This is a genomic window from Salmonella sp. 3C, from assembly GCF_025426275.1.
Lineage (GTDB): Bacteria > Pseudomonadota > Gammaproteobacteria > Enterobacterales > Enterobacteriaceae > Salmonella > Salmonella enterica.
Genome location: NZ_CP104858.1, coordinates 3,190,500 through 3,207,725 on the forward strand (window position 1 = coordinate 3,190,500; position 17,226 = coordinate 3,207,725).

A 17,226-nucleotide genomic window follows, 5' to 3' on the forward strand; every position below is an offset into this window, starting at 1 on the left:
GCAAATAGTTATCAATAATATTATTAATATATTTCACCTTTTATATACAAAATTCATAATAAACACAGGGTTATAATGAAAGAGGCGCTGGCAACGGGAAGTAAGGCCTGGTGGAGGACGAAAACCGGGCCGGAATGGATACGGGAAAAAGACGGAAATTATCGGGTCACTTTTTGGTGGCGCGACCCGCAGGGAAACGAAACACACTCCCCGATACGGCGTGTCTGGGTCTACATCACTGGCGTAACCGATCATCATCAAAACGCGCAGCCTCAGACGATGGCGCGTATTGCCGGAACGGATGTCTGGCGCTGGAGTACGGCGCTTAGCGCTAACTGGCGTGGCAGCTACTGTTTTATTCCTACCGAACGCGATGACGTTTTTGCCGCTTTTGCGCCGGGCGAAACGCCCGATCGGAACGCACTGCGTGAAGGCTGGCGACAGCTATTACCGCAGGCGATTGCCGACCCGCTTAATTCGCAAAGCTGGCGGGGAGGACGTGGTCATGCGGTTTCAGCGCTGGAAATGCCGGATGCGCCCCTTCAGCCGGGATGGGATCGTCCTGAAACGCCGTACTCGCCGCCTTTGATGATGCAGTGGCATAGCGCACGTCTGGGTAACTCCCGCCGCGTATGGATATTGACGACCGGAGACGAGGCGCCGGAGGAAAGACCGTTGGCTATTCTGCTGGACGGTCAATTCTGGGCGGAAAATATGCCCGTCTGGCCCGCGCTTGCCTCGCTGACTCATCAACGCCTGCTTCCCGGTGCCGTCTATCTGCTGATTGACGCGATTGATACTCACCACCGCAGCCAGGAGTTGACCTGCAATGCCGACTTCTGGCTGGCAGTGCAGCAGGAACTGTTGCCGCAAGTCAGAGCCGTGACGCCTTTTAGCGATGATGCCGGGCGAACGGTGGTCGCCGGACAGAGCTTTGGCGGCCTGTCGGCGCTGTATGCCGGCCTGAACTGGCCGACGCGTTTTGGCTGTGTACTAAGCCAGTCAGGATCGTTCTGGTGGCCTCATCGCATCACCCCGCCGGAGGGGGAAGTCATTACCCGGCTGAAAACCGGCGCATTATGTGCGCGCGGACTGCGTATCGTACTGGAAGCCGGCGTGCGTGAGCCGATCGTGTTTCAGGCGAATCAGGCGCTTTATGCCCAACTGAATACTTCGCAGCAGTCCATTTTCTGGCGTCAGGTTGACGGCGGACACGATGCGCTTTGCTGGCGCGGCGGGCTAACGCAAGGGCTGATGATGCTTTGGCAGCCGCTTATCGACACGCTTTAACCGGGCACATGTCCATGACAGGAGTTGAGTATGGAATTCAGTAATCCCTTCGATAATCCGCAGGGACAGTTTTACATCCTGCAAAATGCGCAGCGTCAATTCAGCCTTTGGCCAGCGGCGTGCACGCTTCCCGCAGGCTGGGACGTGGTATGCGAACCGCAATCGCAGGACGCGTGCCAGCAGTGGCTTAATACGCGCTGGACAACACTGAATCCGGCGCATTATGCCGATAAGCAGGAGGCGAAATGACGCAGCGTTTACCGTTAGTCGCCGCTCAGCCGGGGATCTGGATGGCGGAAAAACTCTCTGATTTACCCTCCGCCTGGAGCGTGGCGCACTATGTGGAACTGAATGGCGAGCTGGATGCCGCCTTGCTGGCAAAAGCGGTAGCGGTAGGGATGCAACAGGCGGATACGCTACGGATGCGTTTTACCGAAGAGAACGGCGAGGTCTGGCAATGGATAGATCCTGAGCACACCTTCGGCGAGCCCCCGATTGCCGATTTACGCGACCATCCCGATCCGCATCACGCGGCGCTGGCGTTAATGCAGGCGGATTTACGGCAAAACCTGCGCGCAGATAGCGGTAAGCCGCTGGCGTTTCACCAGTTAATCCGCATTGATGATACCCGCTGGTATTGGTATCAGCGCTATCACCATTTGCTGGTGGATGGCTTTAGCTTCCCGGCGATAACTCGCCAGATTGCGGCGATTTATCGCGCCTGGCAGAGCGACGCTCCTACGCCGGAGTCGCCTTTTACCCCCTTTGCGGATGTGGTCGAGGAATATCAGCGCTATCGCCAGAGCGAGGCCTGGCAGCGTGACGGCGCCTTCTGGGCGCAGCAGCGCCGCGAGCTGCCGCCGCCGGCGTCAATGTCTGCCGCGCCGTTGCCGGGGCGGTCGGCGAGCGCGGATATTCTACGTATGAAATTGAACGCGCCGGCGGGGGCGTTTCGCCAACTGGCGGCGCACATGCCTGAGATACCGCGAGCGGATCTTGCCCTGGCGCTGGTGACGTTGTGGCTGGGACGATTATGCGGGCGTATGGATTATGCCGCCGGATTTATCTTTATGCGGCGGATGGGTTCGGCGGCGTTAACGGCGACCGGGCCTGTCCTTAACGTGTTGCCGCTGGCGATTAACCTTCATGCGACGGAAGATCTGCCAACGCTGGCGAAGCGTCTTGCGGCGCAGTTAAAGAAGATGCGCCGCCACCAGCGTTACGACGCCGAACAGATTGTACGCGATAGCGGGCGAGCCGCAGGGGAGACGCCGCTATTTGGCCCGGTGCTCAATATAAAAGTGTTTGATTATCATCTGGATCTTCCTGGCATACAGGCGCAAACCCATACCCTGGCGACGGGGCCGGTTAACGATCTTGAACTGGCGCTTTTTCCGGATGAAAACGGCGGTCTGGATATTGAATTGCTGGCGAATGCACAGCGTTACGATGATGCCACGCTCTCCCGCCATGCCTTACGATTGATGGCGCTTATCACGCAGTTTGCGGATAACCCGGCGCTGCGCTGCGGCGATGCGCAAATGCTGCTGGCGGAAGAACAAACGCAATTAGCACACCTTAATAATACGGCGGTAACGATTCCCGCCGCCACGCTTAGCGATTTGGTGGCGCAGCAGGCGCAAAAAACGCCAGAGGCTTCCGCGTTGGCAGATGCGCATTATCACTTTACCTACCGTGAAATGCGCGAACAGGTTGTGGCGCTGGCGTACGCGCTGCGGGAACGCGGCGTTCAGCCTGGCGATAGCGTGGCGGTGGCGTTGCCGCGGTCGGTTTTCCTGACCTTAGCGCTGCATGGCATTGTCGAGGCGGGCGCCGCCTGGCTGCCGCTGGATACCGGTTATCCTGACGATCGGCTGCGAATGATGCTGGAAGATGCGCAGCCGAAACTATTAATTACGACTCAGGCGCAGCTGGCGCGCTTTCACGATATTCCGGGGATGGAATATTTGTGTTATAGCCAACCGCTACCGGTCAGTGACGCCACTCCGCTGGGGCTGTCGTTACCGCATCATACCGCTTACATCATTTTCACCTCTGGCTCGACGGGCAGGCCGAAAGGGGTGATGGTGGGACAAACGGCGATAGTCAACCGGCTGCTGTGGATGCAGGCTCACTATCCGTTGACGGCGGATGATGTAGTAGCGCAAAAAACGCCGTGCAGTTTTGACGTCTCAGTATGGGAGTTTTTCTGGCCGTTTATCGCCGGGGCGAAACTGGTGATGGCCGAGCCGGAAGCGCACCGCGACCCGCTCGCGATGCAGCGGTTCTTTGCGCAATACGGCGTCACGACCACTCATTTTGTGCCGTCGATGCTGGCGGCCTTTATTGCCTCGCTCACGCCAGCGTCGGCGGGGAAAAGCTGCGCTTCCTTAACGCGCGTTTTCTGTAGCGGCGAGGCCCTGCCGACGGCGCTGTGCCGCGAATGGGAGACGTTAACCAACGCGCCGCTACACAATCTGTACGGGCCAACGGAGGCCGCGGTGGATGTGAGCTGGTATCCGGCCTGTGGCGATGAGCTGGCGGCTGTTGACGGCAACAGCATCCCGATTGGTTATCCCGTCTGGAATACCGGTTTACGTATTCTCGATGCGCATATGCAGCCGGTGCCGCCGGGCGTGGCTGGCGATCTCTATCTTACCGGTATCCAACTGGCGCAGGGCTATCTGGGGCGTCCGGATCTTACCGCCAGCCGTTTTATCGCCGATCCTTTTGCGCCAGGCGAACGGATGTACCGTACCGGAGATGTGGCGCGCTGGCTGGATTCCGGCGCGGTGGAGTACCTGGGGCGCAGCGACGATCAGCTCAAAATTCGGGGGCAACGTATTGAACTGGGCGAGATTGACCGCGTCATGCAAACGCTGCCGGATGTTGAACAGGCGGTAGCACATGCCTGCGTCTTTAATCAGGCGGCGGCGACGGGCGGGGATGCCCGGCAACTGGTCGGCTATCTGGTGTCGCACTCCGGTTTGCCGCTGGATTTACCGGCGCTGCAGGAAAAATTACGCCAAAAACTTCCCGCGCATATGGTGCCGGTTGTGTTGTTGCAACTTGCCGGTTTGCCGCTTAGCGCTAATGGCAAGCTGGATCGCAAAGCCCTGCCGCTGCCGGACCTGACGCCGCGCGTGAAAGGGCGTGCGCCGCAGTCCGCAACGGAGATTGCTGTCGCCGCGGCGTTTTCCCGCCTGCTGGGCTGTGAGATTAACGACGTTGAAAGTGATTTCTTTGCGCTGGGCGGACACTCGCTGCTGGCGATGAAACTGGCCGCGCAGCTAAGCCAGACGTTTAACCGCCAGGTGACGCCGGGGCAGGTGATGGTGGCGTCTGACGTGGCGCAGTTAAGTAAGCTGCTCGATACTGACGATGACGAACGCTCGCGCAATCTGGGGTTCGGGCCGCTGTTGCCGCTGCGTGAAAGCGATGGTCCAACGTTATTTTGTTTCCATCCGGCGTCGGGGTTCGCCTGGCAATTTAGCGTATTATCACGCTATCTCAGCCCGTCGTGGTCGATTATGGGGATTCAGTCGCCGCGCCCCGCTGGCCCTATGCAAACCGCAACCACCCTTGATGAGGTATGTGAACATCATCTGGCGACTTTGCTCGCCCGGCAGCCGCATGGCCCTTATTATTTATTAGGCTATTCGCTGGGCGGGATGCTGGCGCAAGGGATCGCCGCCCGGTTGCGCGCGCGCGGCGAAACCGTGGCGTTTTTGGGGTTACTGGACACCTGGCCGCCGGAAACGCAAAACTGGCGGGAAAAAGAGGCGAATGGCCTCAATCCGGACGTATTGGCGGAAATTGAACGTGAACGCGCTGCGTTTGTCGCCGCTCAGCAGGGAAATGCCTCCGAAGCCTTATTTACCGCCATTGAAGGCAATTATGCGGATGCCGTCCGTTTGCTGACGACGGCGCATAGCGTACCGTTTGATGGACATGCTACGCTCTTTGTGGCGGATAAAACGGTGCCGGAAGGCGTATCGCCTGAACAGAGCTGGTCGCCGTGGATAGCGTCGTTGGCTATTTATCGCCAGCCGTGCGCGCATGTAGATATTATTTCTCCCTCCGCTTTTGAAACTATCGGGCCCATCATCAGCGAACTTATTAATAAATAACGGGCGTTGTTTCTGCCTTTAACAAATTAAATCCTGAAACCCATAATAATTACTAATTATTATGGGTTTTTTATTGCAACTATTAATTCTTTTAACATAAGTGATACATGCTACAGGCAAGTTTAATTCCGAATATTTAGCTTTTCGGGCACTGGCGCGCAAAGATTGTTTCGGATAATTCTGACTTGCTGTTAGAATCTCTGACAGGAATGTGTTCTTTCATTGGATAAAGTTTTCAGGTCATACGGCATGCCATCTCTTAATGTAAAACAAGAAAAAAATCAGTCATTTGCAGGTTACTCACTGCCGCCCGCCAACAGTCATGAAATCGATTTGTTCAGCCTTATAGAGGTGTTATGGCAGGCGAAACGTCGTATTCTTGCTACCGTTTTCGCCTTTGCGTGCGTGGGGTTGCTTCTGTCCTTTCTGCTGCCACAAAAATGGACCAGCCAGGCGATTGTCACACCGGCGGAGTCGGTACAGTGGCAGGGGCTGGAGAGAACGTTGACCGCGTTGCGCGTGTTGGATATGGAGGTAAGCGTTGATCGGGGCAGCGTATTTAATCTGTTTATTAAAAAGTTTAGCTCGCCCTCGCTGCTGGAAGAATATCTTCGTTCTTCTCCGTATGTCATGGATCAATTAAAAGGCGCGCAAATAGACGAGCAGGATCTTCACCGGGCGATTGTCCTGCTGAGCGAAAAAATGAAAGCGGTGGACAGTAATGTCGGCAAGAAAAATGAAACGTCGTTATTCACGTCGTGGACGCTGAGTTTTACCGCGCCGACGCGGGAAGAAGCGCAAAAAGTGCTGGCTGGCTATATTCAGTACATCTCCGATATCGTCGTGAAAGAGACGCTGGAAAATATTCGTAACCAGCTGGAAATCAAAACCCGCTATGAGCAGGAAAAGCTGGCGATGGATCGGGTGCGTCTCAAAAATCAGCTTGATGCCAATATTCAACGTCTTCATTATTCGCTGGAAATCGCCAACGCCGCCGGTATTAAGAGACCGGTTTACAGCAATGGTCAGGCGGTAAAAGATGATCCGGATTTTTCTATTTCTCTCGGCGCGGATGGTATTTCCCGCAAACTGGAAATTGAAAAAGGGGTAACGGACGTGGCCGAGATCGACGGTGATTTGCGTAACCGTCAATACCATGTTGAACAACTGGCGGCAATGAATGTGAGTGACGTGAAGTTTACCCCGTTTGAATATCAACTGTCGCCGTCTCTGCCAGTGAAAAAAGATGGCCCGGGTAAAGCGGTCATTATTATCCTGGCGGCGTTGATTGGCGGTATGATGGCCTGCGGCGGCGTATTACTGCGTCACGCGATGGTCTCACGTAAAATGGAAAACGCGCTGGCGATAGATGAACGGTTAGTCTGATTTACCCGAAAAGCCGGATAGCGATATCCGGCTTTGTCATCTGTGTGGGCGACTATCGCCGCCCCAACGGTACCACCAGCGGCGTACCGGCAACCGGATCGTCGATAATCATACAGCGCAGCCCATAGATTTTTTCGATAAGCTCTGCGGTAACAATCTCTTTCGGCGCGCCCTGTGCGACAATATTACCTTCGCGTAATGCAATCAAATGCGTGGCGTATCGGCAGGCCTGATTCAGGTCGTGCAGGACGGCGGCGAGCGTATAACCTTTTTCGCGGTTGAGATCGCTTAACAACTCCAGCAAATCAATTTGATGGCTAATATCCAGCCACGTTGTCGGCTCATCCAGCAGCATGATGGACGTTTCCTGCGCCAGCACCATGGCTATCCACGCCCGCTGACGTTGGCCGCCGGACAGAGTGTCTACACTTTGCGCCGCCAGTGAGGTGATACCTGTTGCACGCATGGCACTGGCGACGGCGTCGGCATCTTCCTTGCGCCAGCGGGTAAATAACGGCTGATGCGGATAACGCCCTCTGGCGACCAGCTCTTGTACGGTTATATCGCCCGGCGTGGTGGCGTTTTGCGCCAGCAATCCGATGCGCCGCGCCACCTCTTTACTGGCGTAACGCTGTATTTGTTCGCCATCCAGCCAGACATGGCCGTCAACAGGCGTCATCAGACGGCTTAGCGTACGTAGCAACGTCGACTTGCCGCAGCCGTTAGGGCCGATGATGGCGGTAAAATGGCCGTCCGGAATCGAAACATTAAGGTTTTTTGCGACGGTATAGCTGCCATAACCCAGCGTTAACTGGTCGCCGCGCAAACGGGCTACGGATTCGGTCATTTTTTGCGGGACTCCTGAATTAACAAGACGATAAGGTAAATACCGCCGAGGCTGACGGTGACCACGCCCACTGGAAGCTGATAAGGCATAAACAGTTGCTGCGCGCACGCATCGGCGGCCAGTAGTAATAATGCGCCGCACAGCGCCGACTGGGTTAATCCCCAGCGCGCTGTGCCGCTAAGACGGTGGGCGATGTGCGGCGCGACAAGGGCAATAAACGAGATGGGGCCTGCCAGTGCCGTTGCCGCAGCGGTGAGCGACACCGCCACCAGCATCAGCATCAGGCGTGACCGCTCCACGCTAACACCCAGCGCGCAGGCGCTGTCATCGCCCATCTCCAGCAGCCGCATACGACGCACCAGTAGCGCGGCGCCTGTCAGCATTACAATAATCAGTGGCGCTGAAGGCCAGGTTTTTGCCCATGTCAGACCGTTGAGCGACCCGGCGTTCCATAAGCCGGCGGTGAGCGCCGTTTCCAGCGACGCCTGCAACAGAAGCCAGGTATTAAAGGCGACTAACATCGCGCGGATGCCGATACCGATGATAATCAGCCGGAAAGTTTCAATCCCGTTACGCCAGGCGAGCAGCCAGACAATCAATGACGTGACGATACCGCCCGCCATTGCAGCCAGCGCGATCGCGGTAAGATGCTGGCCAAACAGGACCATTGCGACCAGTACGCCGCTCCAGGCGCCGGTATTAAAGCCCATCACATCAGGGCTGCCTAGCGGGTTACGCATCAACGACTGAAAAATCGCGCCACTGACGCCAAGCGCAGCGCCAATCAGCAGCGCCATTAATACGCGCGGTAGTCGCCATTCGGTTACGACAAGGGTGATGTTACGCGGCGCGTCGCCCAGCAGCGCGGCAATAATCTGCCCGGTCTCAAGAGGCACGGCGCCGCTTTGCAGACTCCATAAGCCAATGGCGAAGCAGCCAGCCGCCAGAAGCAGGCAACTTACGATAAGCCGACGAGAAAGAAACATCACAGGCCGCCTCCGTTCGATTTACGGCGTACCAGAAAGATAAGTACCGGCGCGCCGATAAACGCACTGACGACCGATACCCGGAGTTCGCCCGGCACCAACAGACGACCAATAATATCGGCAAAAAGCAGCAGAGCAGGGGTGGCCAGTAGCGTCACTGGCAGCGACCAGCGGTGGTCTGCGCCCACCAGCCAACGCGCCATATGCGGCATCATCAGACCAATAAAGGCGATAGGGCCGACCAGCGCCGTTGCGCTGCCGCACAAGACGGTAATCGCCAGTAAACCGATAAGTTGGGTGCGCGCCACTTTACTCCCCAGCGCCGTCGCGGTATCGCTGCCGAGGCTCAGGCTGTTCAGCGCTCGGCTCAGAAATAGCGCCACGATCCCAGCGATAACCACGGGCGCGAGCGCGACTTTCAACGTTTGCAGGCTACGAATGTCCAGCGATCCCGCCTGCCAGAAGCGAAGCTGATCATAGACCTCTGGATTTAACAGCGCGATGCCGCTGGTCAATCCTTCCAGTACCGCGCCAAGCGCCACGCCCGCCAGTGTCAGGCGGACCGGGCTTAACTGGCCGCCGCCCTGACTACCGGTGAAGGCGACAATCAGCGATGCGATAAGCGCGCCGCTAAATGCCATGAAAAGCTGCTCCAGCGGCGTGGAGAAACCAAACAGCGCCGCGCCCAGTACAATGGCGAAGCTGGCGCCGTTGTTAACGCCCAGAATCCCCGGGTCGGCGAGCGGGTTGCGAGTAAGTGTTTGCATGAGCGCCCCGGCGAGGCCCAACGCGCCGCCTGCCAGTAATCCGGCCAGCGTACGCGGCAAACGCGCATCCAGGACGATGGTGCAATCGGCGCTTTGGCACACGCCGGTGAACGCCTCCAGCACGACGGCGGCGGGCAGCGGTTTCGCGCCAATGACCAGGCTTAAAACCGCGGCGAGACTCAGTAATAACAACAATCCGGGCACGGCAAACGCGCGCGTCACGGAAAACGAGCATGACATAGTAACTTCCCTGATAATGATAGTAATTATCGTTATCTATCTTATTTGGTTATGTTAGCATGTGCAGCCATTGAATGGATATTTAAAAAAACTCGCATTAAGGCGTTGTAATGAATCGACAATCCTGGCTGCTCAATCTCAGCCTGTTGAAGACGCACCCTGCATTTCGCGCAGTATTTCTGGCCCGTTTTATCTCTATTGTCTCGCTGGGGCTGCTTGGCGTGGCGGTTCCGGTACAGATCCAAATGATGACGCACTCCACCTGGCAGGTAGGGCTGTCGGTAACGTTAACCGGCGGCGCCATGTTTATTGGCTTAATGGTGGGCGGTGTGCTGGCCGATCGCTACGAACGCAAAAAGGTGATTCTGCTGGCGCGCGGTACTTGCGGTATTGGCTTTATTGGCCTGTGCGTGAACGCGCTGTTGCCGGAACCGTCATTGCTGGCGATATATCTCCTTGGCCTGTGGGACGGCTTTTTCGCGTCTCTGGGCGTGACCGCGTTACTGGCGGCGACGCCAGCGCTGGTCGGAAGAGAAAATCTGATGCAGGCCGGCGCGATTACCATGCTGACGGTACGTCTGGGATCGGTTATTTCCCCGATGTTGGGGGGCATATTGCTTGCCAGCGGCGGCGTAGCCTGGAACTATGGGCTGGCGGCCGCCGGGACGTTTATTACGCTATTGCCGTTACTGACGCTGCCGCGACTGCCTGTTCCTCCGCAGCCGCGGGAAAATCCTTTTATCGCGTTACTGGCGGCATTTCGTTTTTTGCTCGCCAGTCCGCTTATCGGCGGTATTGCGCTGCTTGGCGGTCTGGTGACGATGGCAAGCGCGGTACGCGTCCTCTATCCGGCGCTGGCGATGAGCTGGCAGATGTCGGCGGCGCAAATCGGTTTGCTGTATGCGGCAATTCCGCTGGGGGCGGCCATTGGCGCGCTGACCAGCGGACAACTGGCGCATAGCGTTCGTCCGGGGCTCATTATGCTGGTTTCGACAGTCGGTTCTTTTCTGGCGGTGGGGCTGTTCGCCATCATGCCGGTCTGGATCGCAGGTGTTATCTGTCTGGCGCTGTTTGGCTGGCTTAGCGCCATCAGTTCGTTATTACAATACACCCTGCTGCAAACCCAGACGCCGGAAAATATGCTGGGGCGAATGAATGGCCTGTGGACCGCGCAAAACGTCACGGGAGACGCTATCGGCGCGGCGCTGTTAGGCGGTTTTGGCGCAATGATGACGCCGGTCGCTTCCGCGAGCGTGAGTGGATTCGGGCTGGTGATTATCGGTTTGCTGCTGCTGTTAGTGCTGGGCGAGCTACGCCGTTTTCGCCAGACGCCGCCGGTTAGCGATGCTGGCTGATGAAGGGGCGTTTATCCGACTGACAAAATCGGTCTGGTCAGTCGGATAAGACTCCGATAAGGCTAAAACAGGGCGGCAAGCCGGTTAAGCAACAATGTTGCGCTGTAATAATCCAGACGGAACGTCTCCGTACCCAGGGCATAGACGCGCTTATTTTGCACCGCTGGCAGGTGCGCCAGCAGCGGATTGGCGTAAAGGGCCGCAACATCGTTGTTGTCGCCGGCAAACAGGAAAAGAGATTCACCGTTTAACCCGGCGGCCAGATTTTCACCGCCAAGCTGAATGATATCGTGGCGCTTACCCTGGCTTTTGCTGGTTTGCAGCCCTCGGGGCAATGTCGCCAGCGTAAAGCCTAACTGTGTCAATAGCTTGCCTTGTGCTGATTCTGGCGTCCACAGATTGGCGCTATGCGCGGCAGGGGTATACACCAGCGCGCTAACCGGCTGCGGCGGCAGGGCGATTCGCTGTTTAACCGTCGTCAGTTGCGCCTCAAATTCCGCTATTCGCGCGGCGGCCTGTTTCTCCTGACCGGTGATCTCGCCAAGTTGCGTGAGCAAACTCTGCCAGCTTTTATCGTCATAATTGATGACGAGTGTCGGCGCGATAGCGGAGAGCTGATCGTAAAGCGCCAGCGCGGAGTCGCCGCCGGTGGCGCTAATCAAAATGAGATCCGGCATTTGCGCGGCGACCGTTTCGGCATTCGGTTCGCCGATGTACAGCCGGGCGACATGGCGAGCCTTTGCTACGTCGCTCCACTGGCGCATAAACCCTTGATCGTCGGCAAAGCGGTTATTCGGCGTAGTGGCTCCGCTGGCGACGACGGGCGCATCAATCGCCAGCAGCGAGCCTGTCAACGTCACGCTGGTAGAGACGATACGCGCGGGTTTGTGGTCCAGAGTATGAACGCCGCGGCTGTCCTGGATTTGCCGGGGCCAACCGGCGTCCTGGGCTAAGGATATTCCTGAAATTGATATACCAACCACTAAAAGCAGCCAACGATAAAAGGCGGGGAGTCTCACAATAGCGTCCTGTTATTAATAAAGTTAATGCTTCTCATTTTCATGTCGGCGGCAGCGAGATGCAAGCCTTAGTGCCATTTAACTCATGACCAGAGTTGACAGAGCGACGTTTTACTCTTAGGTTAGCGCACTAAAAATAGAAATAATAATCATTATTATACACAAAATCATTCAAGAAGCATCGCAACGGCAAGGGAAGAAATCCCCGCGGGCATAGATAACTGTGTGACCGGGGTTTCTGAGCGCAGCCAACAAAGAGGCAGCTTGAAAGATGAAGTGTATATAAGCCTTTATCATTGGAGGATGATATGGATATGTCACTGGCCGAGGACGCTCAGGAGACAATGGCAACGCTTGCTCCCGATCGCTTTTTCTTCATGTCGCCGTATCGCAGTTTTACCACTTCCGGGTGCTTCGCCCGTTATACCGAGCCTGCGGTTGCCGGAGATTCGCCGGATAGCCCTTTCCAGCAGAAATTGCGCCAGCAGTTTGCCGAGGCCAAATCGCAGGGCATCGCCAACCCTATCCTGGTGGGGGCGATTCCCTTTGATACCCGCCAGCCGTCGTCGCTATTTATCCCGATGGCGTGGCAGTCCTTTTCCCGCCAGCAAAAGCAGCGCACGGCGCGTTATTTTACTGACCATCAGTCGCTGACGGTGACGGCGCGAAAGGCGATTCCGGAGCAGGATGCTTTTGAAGCGATGGTCGCACGCGCGGCTATGCTGACCGCCACGCCAGACGTCGATAAAGTGGTGCTTTCCCGGCTGGTAGATATCACCACTGATGTAGCGGTGGATAGCGGAGCATTGCTGGAGCGGCTGGTTGCGCAGAATCCAGTTAGTTACAACTTCCATGTGCCACTGGCGGATGGCGGCGTTCTGCTGGGCGCCAGCCCCGAATTGCTGCTACGCAAAGAGGGCGAGCGGTTTAGTTCGCTGCCGTTAGCAGGCTCGGCACGCCGACAGCCCGATGACGTTCTGGATCGCGAGGCGGGAAACCGACTGCTGGCTTCACAAAAAGATCGCCATGAACATGAGCTGGTGACGCAGGCGATGAAGCAGATCCTGCGCGATCGCAGCACGGAACTGCAATTACCTTCCTCTCCGCAGTTGATCACCACGCCGACGCTATGGCATCTCGGTACGCCGTTTGAGGGCAAGGCCAACGCCGGAGAAAACGCGCTGACGCTGGCCTGTCTGCTGCATCCAACGCCTGCGTTAAGCGGTTTCCCTCATCAGGTCGCGAAAAAGCTGATTGCTGAACTGGAACCGTTCGATCGTGAACTGTTTGGCGGCATTGTCGGCTGGTGCGATGCCGAAGGAAACGGCGAGTGGGTAGTGACGATTCGTTGTGCGAAATTGCACGGTAATCAGGTGCGCCTGTTCGCTGGCGCCGGGATTGTCCCTGCCTCTTCGCCAGTCGGCGAGTGGCGGGAAACCGGCGTCAAGCTCTCTACGATGTTGAACGTTTTTGGACTGCATTAAGGAACGATGATGCGTATACCTTTCACCCGTTGGCCGGATGAATTTGCCCGCCGTTATCGTGAAAAAGGCTACTGGCAAGACGTGCCGTTGACCGATATTCTGACCCGCCACGCTGACAGCGACAAGACGGCGGTCATTGAAGGCGAGCGCGCATTCAGCTATCGCCAGCTCAACCAGGCCGCAGATAATTTGGCCTGCTATTTACGCCATCAGGGCATCAAACCTGGCGAAACCGCTCTGGTGCAACTGGGGAATGTACCGGAACTGTATATCACATTTTTCGCCCTGTTGAAGCTTGGCGTAGCGCCCGTTCTGGCGCTGTTTAGCCATCAACGTACCGAACTTAACGCCTATGCGATGCAGATCGCGCCGACGCTGGTGATTGCCGATCGCCAACATACGCTGTTCGCCGGGGAGGACTTTCTCAACACGTTTGTGGCTGAACACCGCTCTGTGCGGGTGGTGTTATTGCGCAACGACGACGGCGATCACAGCCTGGACGCGGCGATGCGGCAGGCGGCGGAAGATTTCACCGCCACGCCATCACCTGCTGACGAAGTGGCCTACTTTCAGCTTTCCGGCGGTACTACCGGCACGCCAAAGCTTATTCCCCGTACCCATAACGACTATTACTACAGCGTGCGCCGCAGCAATGAGATTTGCGGTTTCAACGAGGAGACGCGTTTTCTGTGCGCGATTCCCGCCGCGCATAACTACGCCATGAGTTCGCCGGGCGCGCTGGGCGTTTTTCTCGCCAAAGGAACGGTAGTGCTGACGACCGATCCTGGCGCCACGCTCTGTTTCCCGCTGATCGAAAAACACCAGATTAATGCCACGGCGCTGGTGCCGCCCGCGGTCAGTCTATGGCTACAGGCTATCCAGGAGTGGGGCGGCAATGCGCCGCTGGCGTCATTAAGGTTATTGCAGGTTGGCGGCGCGCGGCTTTCTGCGACGCTGGCCGCCCGTATTCCGCCTGAAATTGGCTGTCAGTTGCAGCAGGTCTTCGGCATGGCGGAAGGGTTAGTGAACTATACCCGGCTGGACGATAGTCCGGAACGGATTATCAATACCCAGGGAAGACCCATGTGTCCGGACGACGAAGTGTGGGTGGCGGATGCCGACGGGAATCCACTGCCGCCGGGCGAGATTGGTCGTCTGATGACGCGCGGCCCCTATACTTTTCGCGGCTATTTCAACAGTCCGCTACACAATGCCAGCGCCTTTGACGCCAACGGTTTTTACTGTTCCGGCGATCTGATCTCCATTGATCAAGACGGTTACATCACCGTTCACGGGCGTGAAAAAGATCAGATCAATCGGGGCGGCGAGAAGATAGCCGCCGAAGAGATAGAAAACCTGTTACTACGCCACCCGGCGGTGATCCATGCGGCGCTGGTCAGCATGGAAGATGAACTGCTGGGGGAAAAAAGTTGCGCATATCTGGTGGTAAAAGAGCCGCTGCGAGCGGTACAGGTTCGCCGTTTCCTGCGAGAACAGGGCGTGGCGGAATTTAAATTACCGGATCGCGTGGAGTGCGTTGCGTCACTGCCGCTGACGCCGGTTGGTAAAGTCGATAAAAAACAATTACGCCAGCGGTTGGCGTCACGTTCACCGCTCTGAAGGAGAAAGAGAGATGGCAATCCCGAAACTACAGTCTTACGCGCTGCCCACCGCACTGGATATCCCGACCAACAAAGTGAACTGGGCATTTGAGCCGGAGCGCGCGGCGCTGCTCATCCACGATATGCAGGATTACTTTGTCAGCTTTTGGGGCCGCAACTGCCCAATGATGGACCAGGTAATTGCCAATATCGCCGCTCTGCGCCAGTACTGTAAGGAGCATCATATCCCGGTCTATTACACCGCTCAGCCGAAAGAGCAAAGCGATGAAGATCGCGCGTTACTCAATGATATGTGGGGGCCGGGACTGACGCGCTCTCCGGAACAGCAGAAGGTGGTAGAAGCCTTAACGCCGGATGAGGCGGATACGGTGCTGGTGAAGTGGCGCTATAGCGCGTTTCACCGCTCGCCGCTGGAACAGATGTTAAAAGATACCGGACGCAATCAGCTCATCATTACCGGCGTGTATGCGCATATTGGCTGTATGACCACCGCTACCGATGCGTTTATGCGCGACATTAAGCCGTTTATGGTGGCGGATGCGCTGGCGGATTTCAGCCGGGAAGAGCATCTGATGGCGCTGAACTATGTGGCGGGGCGTTCCGGTCGCGTCGTCATGACCGAGTCGCTGCTGCCGACGCCGGTTCCTGCCAGTAAAGCGGCGCTGCGGGCGTTGATTCTGCCGTTGCTGGATGAGACCGACGAGCCGCTGGATGATGAAAACCTGATTGATTATGGCCTGGATTCAGTACGCATGATGGGGCTGGCAGCGCGCTGGCGTAAAGTACACGGCGATATCGACTTCGTGATGCTGGCGAAAAACCCGACCATTGACGCCTGGTGGGCGCTGCTTTCTCGCGGGGTAGAGTAATGCCCTGTATTGATTTTTCAGACAAAACGGTATGGGTGACCGGGGCGGGGAAAGGGATCGGTTACGCGACGGCACTGGCGTTTGTTGACGCCGGGGCGCGGGTGATCGGCTTCGATCGCGAATTTACGCAAGAGAGTTATCCCTTTGCTACCGAAGTTATGGATGTGGCGGATGCCGGGCAGGTTGCGCAGGTGTGCCAGCGTGTGTTGCAAAAAACGCCGCGGCTGGATGTGCTGGTCAACGCTGCCGGTATTTTGCGTATGGGAGCGACCGATGGGCTTAGCGTCGACGACTGGCAGCAGACATTTGCGGTCAATGTGGGCGGGGCATTTAACCTGTTTTCGCAGACGATGGCGCAGTTTCGCCGTCAGCAGGGAGGGGCGATTGTCACCGTAGCCTCAGATGCGGCGCATACGCCGCGTATCGGTATGAGCGCTTACGGCGCCTCTAAAGCGGCGCTGAAAAGCCTGGCGCTAACCGTAGGGCTGGAGCTGGCGGGCTGTGGGGTGCGCTGTAATGTGGTGTCGCCCGGTTCGACCGACACCGATATGCAGCGCACGTTATGGGTGAGTGAAGATGCCGAACAGCAGCGCATTCGCGGTTTCGGCGAACAGTTTAAGCTCGGCATACCGCTCGGTAAAATCGCCCGTCCGCAGGAGATAGCCAATACCATTTTGTTTCTTGCCTCCGATCTGGCCAGCCACATTACCTTGCAGGATATCGTGGTGGACGGCGGTTCAACATTGGGAGCCTGACGATGATCTGGAAACGGCATTTAACGCTGGATGAATTGAACGCTACCAGTCAGAACACGCTGGTGGCGCATCTGGGCATTGTTTACACCCGTCTGGGCGATGACGTGCTGGAGGCGGAAATGCCCGTCGATGCCCGCACTCATCAACCGTTTGGTCTGCTACACGGCGGCGCATCGGCAGCGCTGGCGGAGACGTTAGGATCAATGGCGGGTTATCTGATGACCCGCGACGGGCAGTGCGTGGTCGGGACCGAGTTAAACGCCACCCACCACCGCGCCGTCTCGCAGGGGAAAGTACGCGGCGTTTGCCTGCCGCTGCATCTGGGGCGGCAGAATCAAAGCTGGGAAATTACGCTCTTTGACGAGCAGGGGAGGCGCTGCTGCACCTGTCGCCTGGGAACGGCGGTAATGGGATAGTTCTGGCAAAGTAAAATGCAATTGCAGCGTCAACGAAGAAAGGAAGTGATCTGGTTAACA

14 protein-coding genes are annotated in these 17,226 nt (G+C 57.0%); 10 read left to right on the top strand and 4 right to left on the bottom strand.

Going from position 1 to position 17,226, the window contains the following annotated elements; translation table 11 throughout:
• The first annotated feature begins 75 nt into the window (after nucleotides 1–75).
• The 4 genes from fes to wzz(fepE) all read left to right on the top strand — a co-directional run bounded on the left by fes (nucleotide 76) and on the right by wzz(fepE) (nucleotide 6,806).
• Nucleotides 76–1,290 carry an enterochelin esterase gene (gene fes / locus N7E69_RS15190; protein ID WP_000656609.1) on the top strand — a complete coding sequence of 405 codons (1,215 nt, stop codon included), beginning with the start codon at nucleotides 76–78 and terminating at the stop codon, nucleotides 1,288–1,290.
• Nucleotides 1,291–1,320: 30 nt separating this feature from the next.
• Nucleotides 1,321–1,539 carry an MbtH family protein gene (locus tag N7E69_RS15195; protein ID WP_000396012.1) on the top strand — a complete coding sequence of 73 codons (219 nt, stop codon included), beginning with the start codon at nucleotides 1,321–1,323 and terminating at the stop codon, nucleotides 1,537–1,539.
• A complete protein-coding gene (entF, locus tag N7E69_RS15200; protein WP_000194135.1) occupies nucleotides 1,536–5,420 on the top strand; it encodes an enterobactin non-ribosomal peptide synthetase EntF in 3,885 nt (1,294 codons plus the stop codon). The genes N7E69_RS15195 and entF overlap by 4 nt, the downstream gene beginning before the upstream one ends.
• Before the next feature lie 249 nt (nucleotides 5,421–5,669).
• Nucleotides 5,670–6,806, top strand: a complete 1,137-nt coding sequence (gene wzz(fepE) / locus N7E69_RS15205) for an LPS O-antigen length regulator Wzz(fepE) (RefSeq protein WP_001139582.1) — start codon at nucleotides 5,670–5,672, stop codon at nucleotides 6,804–6,806.
• 52 nt (nucleotides 6,807–6,858) lie between these two features.
• On the opposite strand, the gene fepC is transcribed toward wzz(fepE), so the two are convergent.
• The 3 genes from fepC to fepD are packed head-to-tail and all read right to left on the bottom strand — an operon-like array spanning nucleotide 6,859 to nucleotide 9,646.
• Complete coding sequence (gene fepC / locus N7E69_RS15210) at nucleotides 6,859–7,653, bottom strand: iron-enterobactin ABC transporter ATP-binding protein (RefSeq protein ID WP_000140620.1); 795 nt, start codon at nucleotides 7,651–7,653, stop codon at nucleotides 6,859–6,861.
• Entirely contained in the window at nucleotides 7,650–8,639 is a 990-nt protein-coding gene (fepG, locus tag N7E69_RS15215) for an iron-enterobactin ABC transporter permease (protein ID WP_000480061.1), read from the bottom strand. Before fepG ends, fepC begins: the two co-directional genes overlap by 4 nt.
• Complete coding sequence (gene fepD / locus N7E69_RS15220) at nucleotides 8,639–9,646, bottom strand: Fe(3+)-siderophore ABC transporter permease (protein ID WP_001277879.1); 1,008 nt, start codon at nucleotides 9,644–9,646, stop codon at nucleotides 8,639–8,641. Before fepD ends, fepG begins: the two co-directional genes overlap by 1 nt.
• Nucleotides 9,647–9,756: 110 nt before the next feature.
• On the opposite strand from fepD, the gene entS reads away from it, so the two are divergent.
• Entirely contained in the window at nucleotides 9,757–11,001 is a 1,245-nt protein-coding gene (gene entS, locus N7E69_RS15225) for an enterobactin transporter EntS (RefSeq protein ID WP_001081658.1), read from the top strand.
• Between the two features lie 62 nt (nucleotides 11,002–11,063).
• Here the strand turns inward: entS and fepB are convergent, their stop codons facing one another.
• Nucleotides 11,064–12,020 (bottom strand): Fe2+-enterobactin ABC transporter substrate-binding protein, encoded by a 957-nt coding sequence (gene fepB / locus N7E69_RS15230; RefSeq protein WP_001238987.1) that lies wholly within the window; start codon nucleotides 12,018–12,020, stop codon nucleotides 11,064–11,066.
• A gap of 308 nt (nucleotides 12,021–12,328) precedes the next feature.
• Between fepB and entC the strand changes: the two genes are divergently transcribed.
• The 5 genes from entC to entH are packed head-to-tail and all read left to right on the top strand — an operon-like array spanning nucleotide 12,329 to nucleotide 17,166.
• Nucleotides 12,329–13,504: an isochorismate synthase EntC gene (gene entC / locus N7E69_RS15235; RefSeq protein WP_000367604.1), complete on the top strand. Its 1,176-nt coding sequence runs from the start codon at nucleotides 12,329–12,331 to the stop codon at nucleotides 13,502–13,504.
• Nucleotides 13,505–13,513: 9 nt separating this feature from the next.
• Nucleotides 13,514–15,124 carry a (2,3-dihydroxybenzoyl)adenylate synthase EntE gene (gene entE, locus N7E69_RS15240; protein WP_001222457.1) on the top strand — a complete coding sequence of 537 codons (1,611 nt, stop codon included), beginning with the start codon at nucleotides 13,514–13,516 and terminating at the stop codon, nucleotides 15,122–15,124.
• 13 nt (nucleotides 15,125–15,137) lie between these two features.
• On the top strand, nucleotides 15,138–15,995 hold the full coding sequence (locus tag N7E69_RS15245) for an isochorismatase (protein ID WP_001007166.1): 858 nt from the start codon (nucleotides 15,138–15,140) through the stop codon (nucleotides 15,993–15,995).
• Nucleotides 15,995–16,750: a 2,3-dihydro-2,3-dihydroxybenzoate dehydrogenase EntA gene (entA, locus tag N7E69_RS15250; protein WP_001112177.1), complete on the top strand. Its 756-nt coding sequence runs from the start codon at nucleotides 15,995–15,997 to the stop codon at nucleotides 16,748–16,750. The genes N7E69_RS15245 and entA overlap by 1 nt, the downstream gene beginning before the upstream one ends.
• A gap of 2 nt (nucleotides 16,751–16,752) precedes the next feature.
• Entirely contained in the window at nucleotides 16,753–17,166 is a 414-nt protein-coding gene (gene entH / locus N7E69_RS15255) for a proofreading thioesterase EntH (RefSeq protein ID WP_000637966.1), read from the top strand.
• Nucleotides 17,167–17,226 lie beyond the last annotated feature (60 nt).

Coding starts and splice junctions, on each gene's coding strand:
- fes (WP_000656609.1), top strand. CDS start 76: ATGAAAGAGGCGCTGGCAACGGGAAGTAAGGCCTGGTGGAGGACGAAA.
- N7E69_RS15195 (WP_000396012.1), top strand. CDS start 1,321: ATGGAATTCAGTAATCCCTTCGATAATCCGCAGGGACAGTTTTACATC.
- entF (WP_000194135.1), top strand. CDS start 1,536: ATGACGCAGCGTTTACCGTTAGTCGCCGCTCAGCCGGGGATCTGGATG.
- fepC (WP_000140620.1), bottom strand. CDS start 7,653: ATGACCGAATCCGTAGCCCGTTTGCGCGGCGACCAGTTAACGCTGGGT.
- fepG (WP_000480061.1), bottom strand. CDS start 8,639: ATGTTTCTTTCTCGTCGGCTTATCGTAAGTTGCCTGCTTCTGGCGGCT.
- fepD (WP_001277879.1), bottom strand. CDS start 9,646: ATGTCATGCTCGTTTTCCGTGACGCGCGCGTTTGCCGTGCCCGGATTG.
- entS (WP_001081658.1), top strand. CDS start 9,757: ATGAATCGACAATCCTGGCTGCTCAATCTCAGCCTGTTGAAGACGCAC.
- entC (WP_000367604.1), top strand. CDS start 12,329: ATGGATATGTCACTGGCCGAGGACGCTCAGGAGACAATGGCAACGCTT.
- entE (WP_001222457.1), top strand. CDS start 13,514: ATGCGTATACCTTTCACCCGTTGGCCGGATGAATTTGCCCGCCGTTAT.
- N7E69_RS15245 (WP_001007166.1), top strand. CDS start 15,138: ATGGCAATCCCGAAACTACAGTCTTACGCGCTGCCCACCGCACTGGAT.
- entA (WP_001112177.1), top strand. CDS start 15,995: ATGCCCTGTATTGATTTTTCAGACAAAACGGTATGGGTGACCGGGGCG.
- entH (WP_000637966.1), top strand. CDS start 16,753: ATGATCTGGAAACGGCATTTAACGCTGGATGAATTGAACGCTACCAGT.